Source organism: Xenorhabdus siamensis (genome assembly GCF_037996745.1).
Classification (GTDB): Bacteria; Pseudomonadota; Gammaproteobacteria; order Enterobacterales; family Enterobacteriaceae; genus Xenorhabdus; species Xenorhabdus indica.
This window is the reverse complement of record NZ_JBBMXE010000005.1, coordinates 70395-87540: the sequence shown is the minus strand read 5'-3', so window position 1 is coordinate 87540 and position 17146 is coordinate 70395. Positions and strand designations below refer to the sequence as shown.

Here is a 17146-nt window from a genome sequence, read left to right as displayed (position 1 = left end):
GAATATCAGATATCAATATTCGCAGCTTTCAGTGCGTTCTCTTCAATAAATGCACGACGAGGTTCAACAGCATCACCCATCAGGGTGGTGAACAGTTGATCGGTCGCAATGGCATCTTTCACAGTGACACGCATCATACGGCGAGTTTCTGGGTTCATTGTGGTTTCCCACAACTGATCAGGGTTCATTTCCCCCAGACCTTTATAACGTTGGATAGACAGACCGCGGCGTGACTCTTTGCTCAGCCATTCCAGTGCTTGCTCAAAGCTACTTACTGCCTGACGGCGTTCGCCACGCTCAATATAAGCACCTTCTTCAATCAGATTGCCGATCAATTCACCCAGTTTGCTGATACGGCGGTATTCGCCTCCGTGAATGAAATCGAAATCCAAATTGTAGTTAGTATCAACACCGTGTGTGCGGATGCACAGAACCGGCTCATAAACCTGACGCTCGCGATTTTCATGGATTTGGTAGCTGTAAGTGCTGCCATGTTGCTCTTTGTCATTCAGACGGATGGTCAGTGCACTTACCCATTCTTCCACTTTGGTCTGATCGGTTATGGCATCTTCCGTTAATACCGGATGGTAGATTAAGTTATTCAGTAGCGCCAGCGGGTACAAGCGTTCCATGCGTTTGATTATTTTTTGTGTAGTATTGAATTCAGTTACCAGTTTTTCCAGTGCTTCGCCTTTTAGAGCCGGAGCGTGTGGATTGGTGTAAAGTGATGCACCATCCAGTGCAATGGACATTTGGTAGGCTTCCATTGCATCGTCGTCCTTGATGTATTGCTCCTGTTTGCCTTTTTTCACTTTGTACAGGGGTGGCTGAGCAATATAGACATAACCACGCTCAATGATTTCCGGCATCTGACGATAGAAAAATGTCAGCAACAGAGTACGAATATGGGAACCGTCAACGTCGGCGTCGGTCATGATGATAATGCTGTGATAACGCAGTTTATCCGGATTGTATTCATCACGGCCAATACCACAACCCAATGCGGTAATCAGGGTTGCCACTTCCTGTGAAGAGAGCATTTTGTCAAAACGCGCTTTTTCAACGTTCAGTATTTTACCTTTCAGTGGCAGGATAGCCTGATTTTTACGGTTGCGCCCCTGTTTGGCTGAACCGCCCGCAGAGTCACCCTCCACCAGATAGAGTTCGGACAGTGCAGGATCACGCTCCTGACAATCAGCCAGTTTGCCCGGCAGACCTGCCAGATCTAATGCGCCTTTGCGGCGGGTCATCTCACGCGCTTTACGGGCAGCTTCACGGGCACGTGCTGCGTCAATAATTTTGCCAACAACGGTTTTGGCATCGTTAGGGTTTTCCAGCAGGTATTCCACCAGCTTCTCGTTCATCATCGTTTCAACCGCGGTTTTCACTTCAGAAGAAACCAGTTTATCTTTCGTTTGTGAAGAGAATTTCGGATCTGGAACTTTAACCGAGATAACTGCGATCAAGCCTTCACGAGCATCATCACCGGTAGCACTGACTTTGGATTTTTTGTTATAACCCTCTTTATCCATATAGCTATTGAGGGTACGGGTCATCGCTGTACGGAAGCCCACTAAGTGGGTTCCCCCATCGCGCTGAGGTATATTGTTGGTAAAGCAATAAATGTTTTCCTGGAAGCCATCATTCCATTGCATGGAAATTTCAACACCAATACCGTCTTTTTCGGTGGAGAAATAGAAAACATTCGGATGGATAGGGTTTTTATTGCGGCTCAGGAATTCAACAAACGCCTTAATCCCCCCTTCATAATGGAAGAGATCTTCTGTATTGGTGCGCTTGTCAACTAAGCGGATGGAAACGCCGGAGTTCAGGAATGATAATTCACGCAGACGTTTTGCCAAAATATCAAATTCGAAATCGGTGTTAACTTTGAATGTATCCATACTTGGCCAGAAACGCACAGTTGTTCCTGTTTGTTCTGTATCACCAACGACTTTCAATGGTGCTTGCGGAACTCCATGATGGTAGGTCTGTTCATGTACTTTACCGTCACGACGGATAGTCAGTTCTAGTTTTTCAGATAAGGCGTTAACAACAGAAACCCCTACGCCATGCAGGCCGCCGGAAACCTTATAGGAGTTGTCATCGAATTTACCCCCCGCATGCAGCACGGTCATGATGACTTCTGCTGCTGAAACACCTTCTTCTTCGTGTATGTCGGTAGGAATACCGCGGCCATCATCCTGTACAGAAACTGAGTTATCTGCATGGATTGTGACAATTATTTTGTCACAATGGCCTGCGAGGGCTTCGTCGATAGCGTTGTCAACAACCTCGAAGACCATGTGGTGCAGGCCAGTACCATCATCGGTATCACCGATATACATGCCTGGACGTTTACGAACAGCATCCAGCCCTTTTAATACCTTGATACTTGAGGAGTCATATGTATTCGACATCAACGTTTCTCGCTTATCTTAATCCTGTGGTTTAACCTCTATACCCTTCGTCTTTCGAATAGCTGCTTTGTTGGCTGCACCTCGAAATCCATTGGCATATTTTGCCATGTTCTACGCGAAACATCCTGCTATTTACATCAATCATGTCTGCAACTTGCTCAGGCGTTATTGCACTGACAAACACCTGGGCCTGCGTAGATTTCAGACGCTCGGCTAATAAATTACGACGACCGGCATCCAACTCAGAGGCAAAATCATCAAGCAGATACAGGCATTTTTGCCCGCTCTGTCGGGTGAAATATTCACCCTGTGCTAACCTCAGGGCACACATCAGTAACTTAAGCTGACCACGTGAGAGCATATCTTCTACAGATATGCCGTCTGCCCTGATCCGCAGATCGGCTTTGTGGGGACCGGATGCGGTATAGGTTAATGCTTTGTCGCGCTCAAACTGCCGCGCGAGCAGTTCTGCATATTCACTCTCTTTATCCCAACCTTGTTGGAAAGAGATATTGAGTGTGAATTCTGGTAAAAACTGTTTGCAGGTTTTTTCAATATCTCCGGCAATACCTGCAATATATTCCGTCCGCCATTGGCTTATCTGGGTCGCAAGCGGTGCAAGTTCGTGATCCCAGTGCTGGATCTGGTTATAACGGGTTACCTGTCGTAATGCCGCATTTCGTTGTTTGAGCAGCCTTTTTAGGTTGACCCAGCCAGTAAAAAAACGCGGTTCATTATGAAAACAACCCCAATCGATAAAAGCACGGCGGTATTTCGGGCCACCATTCAACAGCGTAAAACCTTCTGGTGTGATAAGTTGCATCGGCAATATTTTTGCCAACTCAGCAATTTTGTGCCCATCACTGCCATCAATTCTGACTTTGCTGTCACCCTGACGGTTTTTGCATAATCCAACCGACAGAGTTCGTTCATGGGACTGTTGCTCCAGCTTCCCATGAAGAATGAACTCCTCACAATCATGACGGATCACTCTTCCCGCCTGAACACTGCGAAAAGCGCGTCCATGGCCCAATGTGTAAATGGATTCCAATACACTCGTTTTGCCGCTGCCATTTGGCCCAACAAGAAAATTAAATCCCGCTGCCAACGGCAAATCGGCATTTGCGATATTACGAAAATCGCGGATCAATAGACGCGAGAGAATCATGAGCTATGAATTAATACTTGTTACAGGCGCATTCTTTACAGACGCATCGGCATCACGACATAAGTCGCGGCCTGACTGGCTGAATTCTCTATTTTTACACTGGATGTGGCGTCCGTCAGCAGTAAACTGACTTGTTCGCATTTTAATGCGTTGAGGACATCCAATACGTAACTGACATTGAAGCCAATTTCCATTTCAGCGCCGTGATAAATGACGTCGACGATCTCTTCTGCTTCTTCTTGTTCCGGGTTATTTGCGGTAATTCGGAGCTGGTTTTCGCTTAAGTAAATGCGAACACCACGGAATTTTTCGTTGGATAAAATCGCAGCCCGTGAAAATGCCTGCTTAAGCATGTCACAATTTGCTTCCAGCGTTTTATCAGGATTCTTGGGCAGGACACGACGATAATCAGGAAAACGCCCATCAACCAGTTTTGAGGTAAATATAAAGTCACCAACATGGGCGCGAATATTGTTGCTGCCAATCTGCAATTGGAGTGGGTTATCTCCACCATCCAGTAATCGCATTAATTCAATAACACCTTTACGAGGGACAATCACTGAGTGTGAAGGTAAACTCTGGCCGATATTCATTGAGCAGACCGCCAGACGATGGCCATCTGTAGCAACAGTACGCAATTCTTCCCCTTCAGTTTCGAATAGCATACCGTTCAAATAATAGCGGACATCCTGATGTGCCATTGAGAATTGAGTAGACTCAATCAGACGTTTTAATGTTGCTTGTGGTAGTGAGAATTCAACGTCGCTTTGCCAGTCATCTAGATTGGGAAAATCGGATGCAGGCAGGGTAGAGAGTGAAAAACGGCTGCGTCCGGAGCGAACCAGAATACGGTCTCCATCCAGCTCAACGCTGATTTCCGCTCCATCAGGCAATCCACGCCAGATATCAAAGAATTTACGCGCGGGAATGGTGGTTGCTCCCTCTTCATGTGGCTGAGTGAGTGTTACCTGAGCCTTCATTTCCATTTCTAAATCCGTACCTGTCAGTGACAGGGAGCCGGCTGTCACCTGCAACAATAAATTGCCTAAAATAGGCAGGGTAGGGCGGCCACCTAAGGGGCTGCTAACCTGCTGCAAGGGTTTTAATAATTGCTCACGTTCAATGATAAATTTCATAGCGCTAGGAAGACAATGTTCTGATTAAGTTAGAAAAATCTTCTTTGATGTCATGACTTTCTTCACGCAACTGTTCGATTTTACGACATGCGTGCAATACGGTTGTATGGTCACGACCACCAAAGGCATCCCCGATTTCAGGCAAGCTGTGATTTGTCAGCTCTTTTGCCAGCGCCATTGCCATCTGTCTTGGACGGGCAACAGAGCGTGAGCGGCGCTTGGAAAGCAGATCAGCAACTTTGATTTTGTAATATTCAGCGACTGTTTTCTGAATATTATCAATAGTGACCAGCTTTTCCTGTAGAGCCAATAAGTCACGTAATGCTTCGCGTACAAAATCAATAGTAATCGCCCGGCCAGTGAAATTGGCGTTGGCGATGACTCTGTTCAAAGCGCCTTCGAGTTCACGGACGTTGGATCGCAGGCGTTTAGCTATAAAGAAGGCCACTTCCCCCGGTAACTGGATCTGGTTTTCATCTGCTTTCTTCATCAGAATGGCAACCCGGGTTTCCAGCTCCGGTGGTTCAATAGCAACAGTTAATCCCCAGCCAAAACGGGATTTTAGCCGATCTTCAACGCCATTAATCTCTTTTGGATAGCGATCTGATGTCAGAATAATCTGTTGATTACCTTCCAACAGAGCATTGAACGTGTGAAAGAATTCTTCTTGTGATCGCTCTTTATTAGCGAAAAATTGAATGTCATCAATAAGCAGGGCATCTACTGAACGATAATAACGCTTAAACTCTTCTATCGCATTGTTCTGCAACGCTTTAACCATGTCCTGCACAAAACGTTCAGAATGCATGTATACCACTTTTGCGTTGGCTTTACGTGCCATGATGCTGTTGCCGACAGCATGTAAAAGGTGGGTTTTACCCAATCCCGTGCCTCCATAAAGGAATAGCGGGTTATATGCTCCTCCTGGATTATCGGCAACTTGTCTGGCTGCTGCCCTGGCGAGTTGGTTGGATTTACCTTCAACAAAGTTATCAAATGTATGTTTAGGATTGACGTTTGAACGATAGGATAACTCCGGCTGCGCTTTTACATTATCCCAGCTCGGACGTACAGATAAACTGGATGGAGCAGTAGCCACCGGCATATCAGCAATGATTTTCTGAGACGTAGACTGGCTCGGTGAAACAGGCTTATTACCTACTTCAAAACGCAGTAATGGTACTTCAGGACCACAGAAATCATTTAATAACAGATTGATATTATTTATATATTTCTCTCTAACCCAATCCAATACAAAGCGATTGGGGGCATAGAGAGCCAACGTGTTATCACTTAGTTCTGCCTGAAGGGGTCGTATCCACATACTGAATTCTGTGGCAGGTAACTCATCCTGCAAACGGGCAAGACATTGCTGCCAAAGCGAAAGTGACACGGCAAACTCCCCTAAAACAAGACCAATAAAAGAAACTGGAAGAATAGATACGTTATACTGGGCACAAGGCATTACTATTTACCGATGAGAACGTTTTTACCGATGAGAATATTACCGATAAGAACATCTACCGATGAGAAAGCTCGCAGTACCTTGTGGCGACTTTTACTTTCATCGCTCTCCCAACATCCGTACAGCGAGATCGGAATCGTGACCAGTGATCATAACGCAAAAGACGATATAAATCCTCATTCTTTTACACAGCTTTGACGCTTTTTATCCACAGGGAGATCACCACGCTTTGGTACTCGTAGAATATAAAGCCCATAGAAGATACTGTAGTGTAATCATGGTATATAGCAAATCCCATTTAGTTATCGTTTAAAATTCAAAGAGAAAACAGCAGTATAATTACCAATCGAATTTCAGGATCTGTGTTGCATCCTTGCGCTTTATTACACAGTCCGTATAATCTTGCACCCTGTGTGTAATGCCGAACGATTTTTTTCCGGCTGTGGCTGGTGGAAGTCAGGGTTAACACTTTAGATAGCAAAACATTGGGTAGCAACAAGTCTGACACCGATTGAAGCGCGGTCAGGCTCGCGTCATCTTGGATTGACTAAGGGTAGTACATTTTATTACAATCCTGCCTCTTTCTATATATTGATGTTGCGATTGAGGCATCGGTGTCTACTTATTTATCACTGGTCGCCAACGCATTTGCTGAATCAGTTACAAATTTTAAGTTAGGTAGAAATCGCTATGAAACGCACTTTTCAACCATCCGTACTGAAGCGTAACCGTACTCACGGCTTCCGCGCTCGTATGGCCACTAAAAATGGTCGTCAGGTTCTGGCTCGCCGTCGTGCGAAAGGCCGTGCTCGTCTGACTGTTTCTAAGTAATAAAGCTAACCATTCCAAGTGGTTAAGCTCGCTTTTCCGAGGGAGTTACGTTTGTTAACTCCCGAGCATTTCACTTATGTTTTCCAGCAGCCACAACGGGCAAGTTCCGCAGAGATCACCATCCTTGGACGCCTTAATGAGCTGGGGCATCCCCGCATCGGTATAACCGTCGCCAAAAAAAATGTTAAACGCGCCCATGAGCGTAATCGTATTAAGCGATTGGTTCGTGAAAGTTTTCGTTTAAACCAACATAAATTACCTTCCATGGATTTTGTGATTTTGGTGAGGAAAGGGGTCGCTGAGCTTGATAATCGTGAGCTAACGGAAACGTTAGGCAAATTATGGCGTCGTCACTGTCGCTTGGCTCGCGCCTCTTGATTGTTTTAATCAGAGGTTATCAGTTAGTGATTAGTCCACTACTGGGGCCTCGTTGTCGTTTCAACCCTACTTGTTCCCAATATGGCATTGAGGCATTACGCAGGTTTGGAATGATAAAAGGCAGTTGGTTAACGGTGAAACGCATATTAAAATGCCACCCTTTACACGAAGGTGGTGATGATCCTGTCCCACCTAGAAAAAACGAAGATAACAGAGAACATTAACGATGGATTCGCAACGCAATCTCCTTCTCATCGCTTTGCTGTTTGTTTCGTTCTTGGTCTGGCAGGCGTGGGAGAAGGATAAGAACCCACAACCAACAGTACAGATCTCGCATCAAACAAGTACGCTGAGTAGTGAAGCAGGCAATGGGCAAGGCAAACTGATCACCGTGAAAACGGATGTGCTTACGTTGCACATCAATACCCGTGGTGGTGATATTGAAGAGGCTGATCTGCTGGCCTATCCTGATACTCTTGGTTCCAAAACGCCGTTTAAACTGTTGGAAACGACACCAGAGTTCACTTATCAGGCTCAAAGTGGATTAACTGGCATTAATGGCCCAGATAATCAAGCTGAGCGTCCTCTCTATACGACCACTCAGAATAGTTATGTTTTAGCTGATGGTCAGGATGAGTTGCGTATTCCGATGACTTATACCGCACCTGATGGTGTTGTATATGTTAAAACTTTCGTATTGAAACGTGGTAATTATGCTGTTTCTGTTGATTACAGCATTGATAACGTGACCGACAAACCGTTGCAGATGGCGTTTTTTGGTCAGTTAAAGCAGAGCGTTAACCTGCCGACACATCGCGATACCGGCAGCAGTAACTTTGCTTTGCATACCTATCGTGGGGCTGCTTATTCTTCTGATGAAGCAAAATACGAAAAATACAAATTTGATGAAATTGAAAGTAAACCGCTTTCTGTAACCACAAAAGGCGGTTGGGTGGCGATGCTCCAGCAGTATTTCGCTACAGCCTGGGTTCCGGGAGAAGGAAAAACCAGTAGCTTCTATACCATCGATATGAAAAACCAGAAAATGGCGATTATCGGGTACAAAGGTGAAACTGTCGATATCGCACCGAACAGTAAGCAGAATATCTCCTCTACTCTGTGGGTTGGTCCTGAAATTCAGGATGAAATGGCAGCGGTTGCTCCACATCTGGATCTGACTGTTGATTACGGTTGGTTGTGGTTTATTTCCCAGCCTCTGTTCAAGCTGTTGAAATTCCTGCATGAGTTCATTGGTAACTGGGGCTTCTCCATTATTGCTATTACCTTTATCGTGCGTGGTATTATGTACCCGCTGACTAAGGCGCAATATACCTCTATGGCGAAAATGCGTCTGTTGCAGCCGAAAATTACTGCGATGCGTGAGCGTTACGGTGATGATCGTCAGCGCATGAGTCAGGAAATGATGGCGTTGTACAAGACAGAGAAAGTAAACCCATTGGGTGGCTGTTTGCCTCTGTTGATTCAGATGCCAATCTTCCTTGCATTGTATTACATGCTGATGGGATCTGTTGAACTGCGTCATGCACCATTTATGGGCTGGATTAAGGACTTGTCTGCGCAAGACCCGTATTACATCTTGCCATTGCTGATGGGTGTGACTATGTTTGTGATCCAGAAACTGTCACCAACTACTGTAACTGACCCAATGCAGCAGAAGATCATGACTTATATGCCAGTCGTGTTTACCATCTTCTTCTTGTGGTTCCCGTCTGGTCTGGTGCTGTACTATATCGTCAGTAACCTGGTTACTATTATCCAACAGCAGGTTATTTTCCGCAGTCTGGAAAAACGTGGGTTACATACTCGCGAAAAGAAAGTAGATCTTTCTAAAAAATAAGTCTTTTAAAAATAGATTTTTTAAAAAATATATAGAGGGCGGTCATTGGCCGCCTTTGCTATTTCAGAAAATGGGTAAAAGAGAGAATTTCATGAATACCACCGATACGATAGTCGCTCAGGCCACTCCTCCGGGACGAGGCGGTGTAGGCATTCTGCGTATTTCTGGCCCCAAAGCTGCGGAAGTTGCTAAGGTGGTATTGGGAAAACTCCCGAAACCCCGTTATGCCGACTACCTGCCGTTTTGCGATCTGGATGGTTCTGTATTAGATCAAGGTATTGCCCTTTATTTTCCAGGCCCTAACTCGTTTACTGGTGAAGATGTGCTGGAGCTCCAAGGGCATGGCGGGCCGATTATTCTTGATTTACTGTTGAAACGTATTCTGGCAATTTCCGGTGTGCGCATCGCGAATCCCGGGGAGTTTTCTGAGCGTGCGTTTCTGAATGATAAACTTGATTTAGCTCAGGCTGAAGCAATTGCGGATCTGATTGATGCCAGCTCGGAACAGGCTGCCCGTTCTGCAATGAACTCTTTGCAAGGAACATTCTCCAAACAGGTTCATCAAATGGTGGAAGCGCTGACTAACCTGCGTATCTATGTTGAAGCGGCGATTGATTTTCCTGATGAAGAAATTGATTTTCTTTCCGATGGCAAGATAGAGGCCAAGTTGGATGAAGTGATTGCAGAACTTGAGCAAGTTCGTTCACAAGCACGTCAAGGCAGTCTTTTGCGTGAAGGGATGAACGTGGTGATCGCAGGTCGTCCGAATGCAGGTAAATCCAGTTTACTGAATGCGTTGGCTGGCCGTGAAGCTGCGATTGTCACCGATATTGCGGGGACAACACGTGATGTTTTGCGCGAGCATATTCATATTGATGGCATGCCGCTGCATGTAATTGATACCGCAGGTTTGCGTGAAGCCAGTGATGAAGTAGAGCGCATTGGTATCGAACGCGCATGGCAAGAAATCGAACAAGCTGACAGAGTACTGTTTATGGTGGACAGTACGACAACCGATGCTATCGAACCTGCACAAATCTGGCCGGAATTTATGGCAAGTCTGCCCGCATCTCTGCCTATTACGGTTATTCGTAATAAAACAGATATGACCGGAGAAGAAACTGGTGTATCAGAGGTAAATGGTCATTCATTGATCCGCCTTTCTGCCCGTGAAGGTGATGGCATTAATTTGCTGCGTGATCATCTAAAAAAAACCATGGGCTTCAACAGTAATACCGAAGGCGGTTTTCTTGCCCGTCGTCGTCACTTACAGGCCCTGAATACCGCAGCAGAACATTTGCAGGAAGGTCATCAACAATTGGTATTTGCCCGTTCAGGAGAGTTGTTGGCGGAAGAACTGCGTTTAGCACAACAGGCATTGAGTGAAATCACGGGAGAATTTACTTCCGATGATCTGCTTGGCCGGATTTTTTCAAGTTTTTGTATTGGGAAGTGAAGTGCCCAATTGAAAAGAAAAACGATGTAGAACCCTTCAAAACACATCAAACTAAACATTTGTTATTTGTATTAGTCACAATTTAATATCTAGCACCTAAAAAGAGTGGGTTTGTTGTCGAAACCCGCTCTTTTGATTGCTTTTTGATGGGCAACATCAAGTTTCAATTTCTACTTGAACTTGATTTTCTATTGCCACTTGGATCTGATTTTCTATTACAGAATAAATATCAACATTCTCGTCAGGTACTTCGATGCTTACAAGAAGGCTAAACCTTACTCTATTTTCCCAACGATCTTCTGCCGTCCGATACTTCCACCATCCTCCGACAGGAAAAACAGCTATAGTGTGCATGTCAGCTAAATCTTGTGCGCTACCAGTCCATTCATCTGAATGTACTGAACCTCTTGTTCGAAGTTGCCCCCCTAAAAACCATCCGTCATTGTCACCTTCAGTCCCATCGTAATTATCCATATTTGCTAGGCCATTAATGTAAGCTCGGAAGTTATCAAGTGACTGCCCAGGCCTTATTGTTTCAAACCTTAAACCATGAGATTGATAGCTATATCTTGTACGATAGCCCCTCCTTCCAGGATTAGGTTCTATGAAATACGATAAAGTGATTTTTAGCTTAACTTCTAACTCTGGCGGCAAGTTTTGCAACTCCGCCAGAGGCCAAGGCAATTGATAAAGCTTCATTTGATTGAGTTTAGGATCAGATGATGCAGTGGCATCGTGAGGCTTGATAAATGGTTGGATCTCACCCTCCGCAATCAAAGTAAGTGCATGATCCGCACTGTATCTCGCTCGATCAATGTTAGTTACCCCATACCCAACTGTACGCAACAATGTTTCTTTTGCCACTTTGGGGCTATGCATAGCACTTAATAATCCAAATCGTTCCATCATTCTTGGAGTCCACTCCGCAGAGTGTATTATTAAGCCTCGGATAGTCTCAGGCCAAAGTTCAGGATACTCGGCTGTTAACTGAGCTGCACACCTAGAAACTAACGCACATGCCGCGCTTGTATCACTTCCCCGCTCAAAAACCTGACCAGTAGTTTTTCCTGATGTTGTTAATAATCCAACAGTATCTTCGTTACTGACTTCCGTTTTATCTGGTGACAAAAGTCTATTTCCACCTTCACCAACGACATCTGGCTTAAATGGTGCCTGCTTTCTCCATGCCCAATTCACAGAAGAACGACTTGATGGCGCGACATCACCCGCCATTGCAAAAGGTGACCAACCTTCAAAACAGGGATCATCATTTGTTGTCATTTCTGTATATGCACCAACGGTAATAGCATTCCATGCTTGAGCAGGGTCTTCTATCTGAGCAAGATTTACTTGGTCCCAGTAGTTTTGATCAGGACGAATCTCTAGATTATTACCGGCAGAAATAACAAAAAGTCTCTGCTTTCCATCTTGCATACCAGAGGTAAATTGATCAATTTCTGCAGACCATGAAGAAGGTCTACCACTTTCTTTCTCATGGTCAGAAGTAACAGCAAGACTATATACTCGATTTATATCTGGTCTATCTATTTCAAGTTTGTATGCAGTTCCTACAGTTATAGCTCCATACAACAAGGGATCATTATTTCCTTGCGGAGGTAATATTCTTGCCGATTCGATTATATGTGACAGATGGATGGCGTTGTTTTCCAATACAACATCCATCAAATTTCCAAATGCTGCAAGTCCTGCCTGCAAAGAACCATGATCATTAAATGGAGCTAGTGGTTGATACTGATCGTATTTAGGCCAATCAGGATTCCAAGAAACGGAGTAATCATCGCAACAAACTGAGCTTAATAAACGATTATGATAATTAACCCCAGTATCAAGTATGGATACACTGGTTGTTATATTATCTGAAAGAGAAACTCTATCAAAAATACTTTGTAGCCACGCTTGTTGCTCTTTTGGTGAAGAGCTAACAATAGGAACTGGCGTATCCTTCGCTTTTCGAATTTCTTCTAAATTTGAAATTAATTCAGGGGCTTTCTCTAAGTTACGAACAGAAGCCTTAATAAGAACAACAAAAGAATTGAAAAATGATATAGATGTGTTTCCTAAACGACCATTTACTCTTTCTGCAAGAGACGCAGCTATATTTTCAACGCCATCAACTGCATTTTTTTTCAACCACAATTCCCACCAAACATCATTATCTCGATCTGTAGGAAACAATTCTGGCGGATCTGTCCAAAATGACTCTAAACTTGCAAGTCTAATCTCAGAAATACTATCTATTAACGTATGATTTCGAGGAAAAGATATCCCATCCTTATTTGGCTTTCCGTCTTTCTGAGGATCTAAATACTGCTGTATTTTTTTAAGGAATGTATTTCGCCGATCTTCAGGTATAAAAACTAAGGCGAACTCCCTATTTTCTCTCATCTGACAAGAACAAAGTTTAAAATCTCTGTTATCTAAACTATCTAATGGAAGCTTACATCCATCTACACCAATAATTTCAACATAAATTCCAAAATCATCTGTGATAGTATTAACTTCATGTTCTCTTTGCTGGTTATAGGCATCGATTAAATTTTGGTATTGACCTCTCAAATGACTTCCATGTTGGTTTCTGTTCTGTCCAGGAATCCCTGGATTTCTACCAGTTCTTTTAGATTTAAATCTTTCATCTATGAAAAATCTAGCTACATCTAAATGCCTCCTTTTAGAAACCATATAATTCCCTCAAAAGTTTTTATTTATTATTACCTGATTGCCTTCTTGAAAAGGCTTTTAATAAAGTTTCACTTGTTATTTTGGCATTAAAATTCAAAACAGCTTCTTTAGCCGCGTCTTCACAAGATCGAGTAATTTCGGCAGAACTTAAACCATTAGCTGTTTCTGCAACCAGATCCCAGTCAAAGTCGTCAGTATCAAAAAGTGATAGCCGATTTTGAATTAGAAGACATATTTGATTAAATTTTGGTTTTTCAAACTTAATGATATCATCAAATCTTCTATAAAGCGCTTGATCTAATAATTCTGGATGGTTTGTAGCTGCAACAATAATACTCTCTGATGCGTTTTGCTCTACAAATAGTAAAAAAGAGTTTAATACCCTGCGAATTTCCCCAACATCATTAGGTGCACCTCGTTGAGTTCCAATAGCATCGAATTCATCAAAAAGATAAACTGCCCGTGTTTGCCTGATATGATCAAAAATCAAGCGCAACTTCGCAGCAGTTTCTCCCATAAAACGTGTAATTAAATTATCCAAAACTATTGTATAAAGAGGCAGCTTTAACTCTGTTGCTAACATAGATGCAGACATCGTCTTACCAGTTCCTGGTGAACCAGTAAAAAGGAGTTTTCTACGAGGTTGCAATCCAAACTGGCTAAGTTTGTCTTTCTGGCGTTGTTCTAATATTACCTTTTCCATACGTTCTTGTATGTCATCAGAAAGAACAAGTTCGTTAAGACGAACACTGTGCGGTGTTAGCTCTAATAAGCCATTTAACTCACTTTGATTCTGTTGTGAAAATGGAATAGCTCTAGATGATGCTAGCCCCAGCTTGTTAGTAGATCTTTGAGACTTCTCAACAAGGTTTTTAATGTCGCTAGCAAGCTTGTTATGTCCCTGTCGAGCCTCTTTGGCAGCCACCTGAAGGGCAACAGAGTAAAAACGCTCATCATCACGCTCAGCGTGACTCTTTAAAAGCGCTTTCAGTTGTTCCGCAGTAGCCATTAGTTAATCTCCATAAGATGGGGCGAACTTACCATTTTTATACGATAAAGTATGTGTAGTATGACAGGGTTTAAGCACTTAATCCCCACTAGAATTTTGTACACTCACCACCCCAACATGATTATAAATAGTTGTTCTAGATACTCCATATCGCTTTGCAACATCAGATACAGGAATAGAACCATCCTTGAGTAACGCCTTAATTTCCCTAATGTCTTTTTTCTGCAATTTTGGTTTCCTTCCGCCCACACGTCCACGAGCTCTTGCTGATTCTAATCCAGCTCTGGTACGTTCACTAATCAAGTTACGCTCAAACTCCGCTAGAGCTGCAAACACATGAAAAACCAACTTTCCAGAGGTATTGTTAGTCTCAATCTGCTCTTGTAGGCTCAGAAATCCAACCCGCCGTTCATCAACTAGATGGGTAACGACTTTCACCAAATCACCCAAGCTACGACCAAGCCTATCCAGTCTCCAGACGACCAACGTGTCTCCAGGCCTAAGAGCCTTTAAGCAATTCTCAAGTTCTGGCCGGGCGGTATTTTTCCCGCTGGCCTTGTCCTCGTAAATGATTTCGCAACCGACAGCAACCAACGCATCCCGCTGAAGATGCAGGTTCTGATCGTCGGTTGAAACTCTGGCGTAGCCGATTTTTTGATTCATGAACGTTTAATTAACACAGAATTTTATACGAGAATATTAACAGATATTTGCTTAAAATGCCAGCTATAGCGTAAGCTCCTGAAGTGTTCAATAAACGGTGGTTTGTTGAACAAAATAAAAGCTCTGCTCTCTTACTAAAGAAAACCTGATCTATAGACACAACCATGTATAGTTCTATATATGGTTTCACCTATGGAGATATTAAGATGCCAGTCACAATAAGCATTTCCGATGATGTGTACCGCAGATTGGAGGGGTTGGCTGTCGGGTTCGACACGCCAGAGAGAGTTATCGAGCGACTGCTCGACTCGGTTGAGTAGAGCGGACCTAAGTCCAGCGAAAGCAAACTGTCCCTAACTTTTGTTCCTGATGAGGCAGCTTTCAAAAATAAGCTGATAGCACGCAAGAAGGCACAGGTCGTTCTTCATTTGAAAAACGGTGAGCGAGATGTCATTCATTGGAATGCTTCTAGGTTCCAACCCAGCTCAAACCTTCGAGCTAATTTATGGTCCGGCATTCTGAGAAATTGGAAGGATAAAGGGATCACCTCTGCGGAACTTTCGGTTCTCCCCCAGGGCCACAACCACCCTGACGACAACACCGATCTATTAATCGCTATTGCCGGAGAGGTTCACTGGACGCTCGAAGAGGTAGAGCAGTACTTCGTGGATTATGACCTGGTTAGCAGTGACGACGGCCATCCCTACTACTACCTCGCGACCTTCAGTGATGAGACACCTGACGAGCTGAAGCAAATTGCCGGGCTGAACAGCTCAAATCAGCTTCACCTGGATCTAAACATCGTTCCGGATGAAGATCGGGGAGAGTTCGAGTAGAGTAATATCCTTTTATAATCAATGCGTTATGTGGGTTTAGGCTGGCAAATCTTGATCCCTACTTGCTCCAAATAACACATAAGTTATTGATTTTAAATATTTCTTTACTTTCTGTATTGGGAAGTAATATTCTGAAAGTCGCAAAAACATAAAGCGATTTCAAATGATATCGGCTGATTTGAAAAATTTTATTCACTGAGGGAAAGGATTCTAATCCATTGTGCTCCGATTTTAATTTTTTGGAACACAGTTTTTGGCGCTTTAGTTATCCCCACAATACGAGTTATCCCCACAATACGGCGTAAATTCCGGGAAAAATTTTTCAGTAAGAATTACTGGCCCATGCAAGAAGTGATGGAAAGAACCGGAATATCCAGGGCAACTGACTTCAAGCTAAAAAAGGATTTATCAATCCAACTCAAAGCTAATTTTCAGTGTGATATCTGCTGCCAGATTTGCAGGTTTCGGGCCAATGGATTTAGCAAGACTGAGTGCTTTTAAAGCCTCATTATCCATTGAACTGTAACCGGAGGATTGAACGACTCTGGCTGTGGTGATGGAACCATCATCTTGCAATGTAAAATTGACGGTAACCGTACCTTCCTGCCTCATTCGTTTTGCTTTGCGGGGATAACGTTTATGACGTTCAATTTCCTGTCTGAGTTTTGTGCGGTAATTATCTGATTCACTATGACCTTGACCCATCACTGGTTGTGAAGTTGCCGCTCTGCTCATGCCGCCTTGTGAATTGATCTGCTCAATGCCATTGGTTTCCAGCTCTTTTAGGTGCTGTTCCTGAGTGGGTTGAACGGATTGTTTTTCTCCGTTTTCTTTTGGTTTTTCTTTCCGTTGCTTTTTCGGCTTTTGAATATTAACTGGCTCGACAGGCTTCTCGATCTTTTTTTCTGTTTGCACCTCTTTATCCACTGTAATTGCTGGTGTTGTTGGTGATTCAGGAACAGTTGGCAATAGCTGAGATAATTCAACAAACTCCGGTTCCTCCTTCCACGATGAAACCGCTACCATAGTGATCGAAAACTCTTTTTCAGGCGAATTTTGGTTGAGATGTTGAGCACTCTCATCGTAAGAATCTGTATGTCGGTTTAACAGCCATATCAGACTGGTATGCACTAAAACAGCAATCAGGATACCAACCAGAAAGCGTTTATTGAGTGTCAATGGAACATAGTTAACAGAGTTGTCTGATATAGCTGTGTTGATCATAT

14 protein-coding genes are annotated in these 17146 nt (G+C 43.6%); 6 read left to right on the top strand and 8 right to left on the bottom strand.

From position 1 onward, the window contains the following. Positions 1-5: 5 nt before the first annotated feature. From gyrB to dnaA, 4 genes are read right to left on the bottom strand one after another with little or no spacing between them, the layout of a single operon-like run. Entirely contained in the window at positions 6-2420 is a 2415-nt protein-coding gene (gene gyrB, locus AAC852_RS04345) for a DNA topoisomerase (ATP-hydrolyzing) subunit B (RefSeq protein WP_340619968.1), read from the bottom strand. A 31-nt stretch (positions 2421-2451) separates the two neighbouring features. Next, positions 2452-3588, bottom strand: coding sequence for a DNA replication/repair protein RecF (gene recF / locus AAC852_RS04340; protein ID WP_340619967.1), 1137 nt, complete (start codon positions 3586-3588; stop codon positions 2452-2454). Between the two features lie 35 nt (positions 3589-3623). Beyond that, positions 3624-4724, bottom strand: a complete 1101-nt coding sequence (dnaN, locus tag AAC852_RS04335; protein ID WP_340619966.1) for a DNA polymerase III subunit beta — start codon at positions 4722-4724, stop codon at positions 3624-3626. A gap of 4 nt (positions 4725-4728) precedes the next feature. Continuing rightward, entirely contained in the window at positions 4729-6117 is a 1389-nt protein-coding gene (dnaA, locus tag AAC852_RS04330) for a chromosomal replication initiator protein DnaA (protein WP_340619965.1), read from the bottom strand. A gap of 762 nt (positions 6118-6879) precedes the next feature. Here dnaA and rpmH point away from each other — a divergent pair. The 5 genes from rpmH to mnmE all read left to right on the top strand — a co-directional run bounded on the left by rpmH (position 6880) and on the right by mnmE (position 10712). Continuing rightward, positions 6880-7020 (top strand): 50S ribosomal protein L34, encoded by a 141-nt coding sequence (rpmH, locus tag AAC852_RS04325; protein WP_038267117.1) that lies wholly within the window; start codon positions 6880-6882, stop codon positions 7018-7020. Between the two features lie 18 nt (positions 7021-7038). Beyond that, positions 7039-7398, top strand: coding sequence for a ribonuclease P protein component (gene rnpA / locus AAC852_RS04320; protein ID WP_340619964.1), 360 nt, complete (start codon positions 7039-7041; stop codon positions 7396-7398). After that, a complete protein-coding gene (yidD, locus tag AAC852_RS04315) occupies positions 7362-7622 on the top strand; it encodes a membrane protein insertion efficiency factor YidD (protein ID WP_340619963.1) in 261 nt (86 codons plus the stop codon). Before rnpA ends, yidD begins: the two co-directional genes overlap by 37 nt. A gap of 2 nt (positions 7623-7624) precedes the next feature. Next, positions 7625-9256 (top strand): membrane protein insertase YidC, encoded by a 1632-nt coding sequence (yidC, locus tag AAC852_RS04310; RefSeq protein ID WP_340619962.1) that lies wholly within the window; start codon positions 7625-7627, stop codon positions 9254-9256. 91 nt (positions 9257-9347) lie between these two features. Beyond that, positions 9348-10712, top strand: coding sequence for a tRNA uridine-5-carboxymethylaminomethyl(34) synthesis GTPase MnmE (gene mnmE, locus AAC852_RS04305; RefSeq protein WP_340619961.1), 1365 nt, complete (start codon positions 9348-9350; stop codon positions 10710-10712). Positions 10713-10868: 156 nt separating this feature from the next. Here the strand turns inward: mnmE and AAC852_RS04300 are convergent, their stop codons facing one another. The 3 genes from AAC852_RS04300 to AAC852_RS04290 form a co-directional block, all read right to left on the bottom strand. Next, positions 10869-13412 carry a S8 family peptidase gene (locus AAC852_RS04300; RefSeq protein WP_340619960.1) on the bottom strand — a complete coding sequence of 848 codons (2544 nt, stop codon included), beginning with the start codon at positions 13410-13412 and terminating at the stop codon, positions 10869-10871. 19 nt (positions 13413-13431) lie between these two features. Further along, positions 13432-14421 (bottom strand): AAA family ATPase, encoded by a 990-nt coding sequence (locus AAC852_RS04295; RefSeq protein WP_340619959.1) that lies wholly within the window; start codon positions 14419-14421, stop codon positions 13432-13434. A 78-nt stretch (positions 14422-14499) separates the two neighbouring features. Next, on the bottom strand, positions 14500-15084 hold the full coding sequence (locus AAC852_RS04290) for a recombinase family protein (RefSeq protein WP_340619958.1): 585 nt from the start codon (positions 15082-15084) through the stop codon (positions 14500-14502). A 428-nt stretch (positions 15085-15512) separates the two neighbouring features. Here AAC852_RS04290 and AAC852_RS04285 point away from each other — a divergent pair, with 428 nt between their 5' ends. Continuing rightward, entirely contained in the window at positions 15513-15920 is a 408-nt protein-coding gene (locus AAC852_RS04285) for a hypothetical protein (protein ID WP_340619957.1), read from the top strand. Positions 15921-16328: 408 nt separating this feature from the next. Here AAC852_RS04285 and AAC852_RS04280 read toward each other — a convergent pair whose 3' ends face one another. Continuing rightward, positions 16329-17144, bottom strand: coding sequence for an energy transducer TonB (locus AAC852_RS04280; protein ID WP_340619956.1), 816 nt, complete (start codon positions 17142-17144; stop codon positions 16329-16331). Positions 17145-17146: the final 2 nt, after the last annotated feature.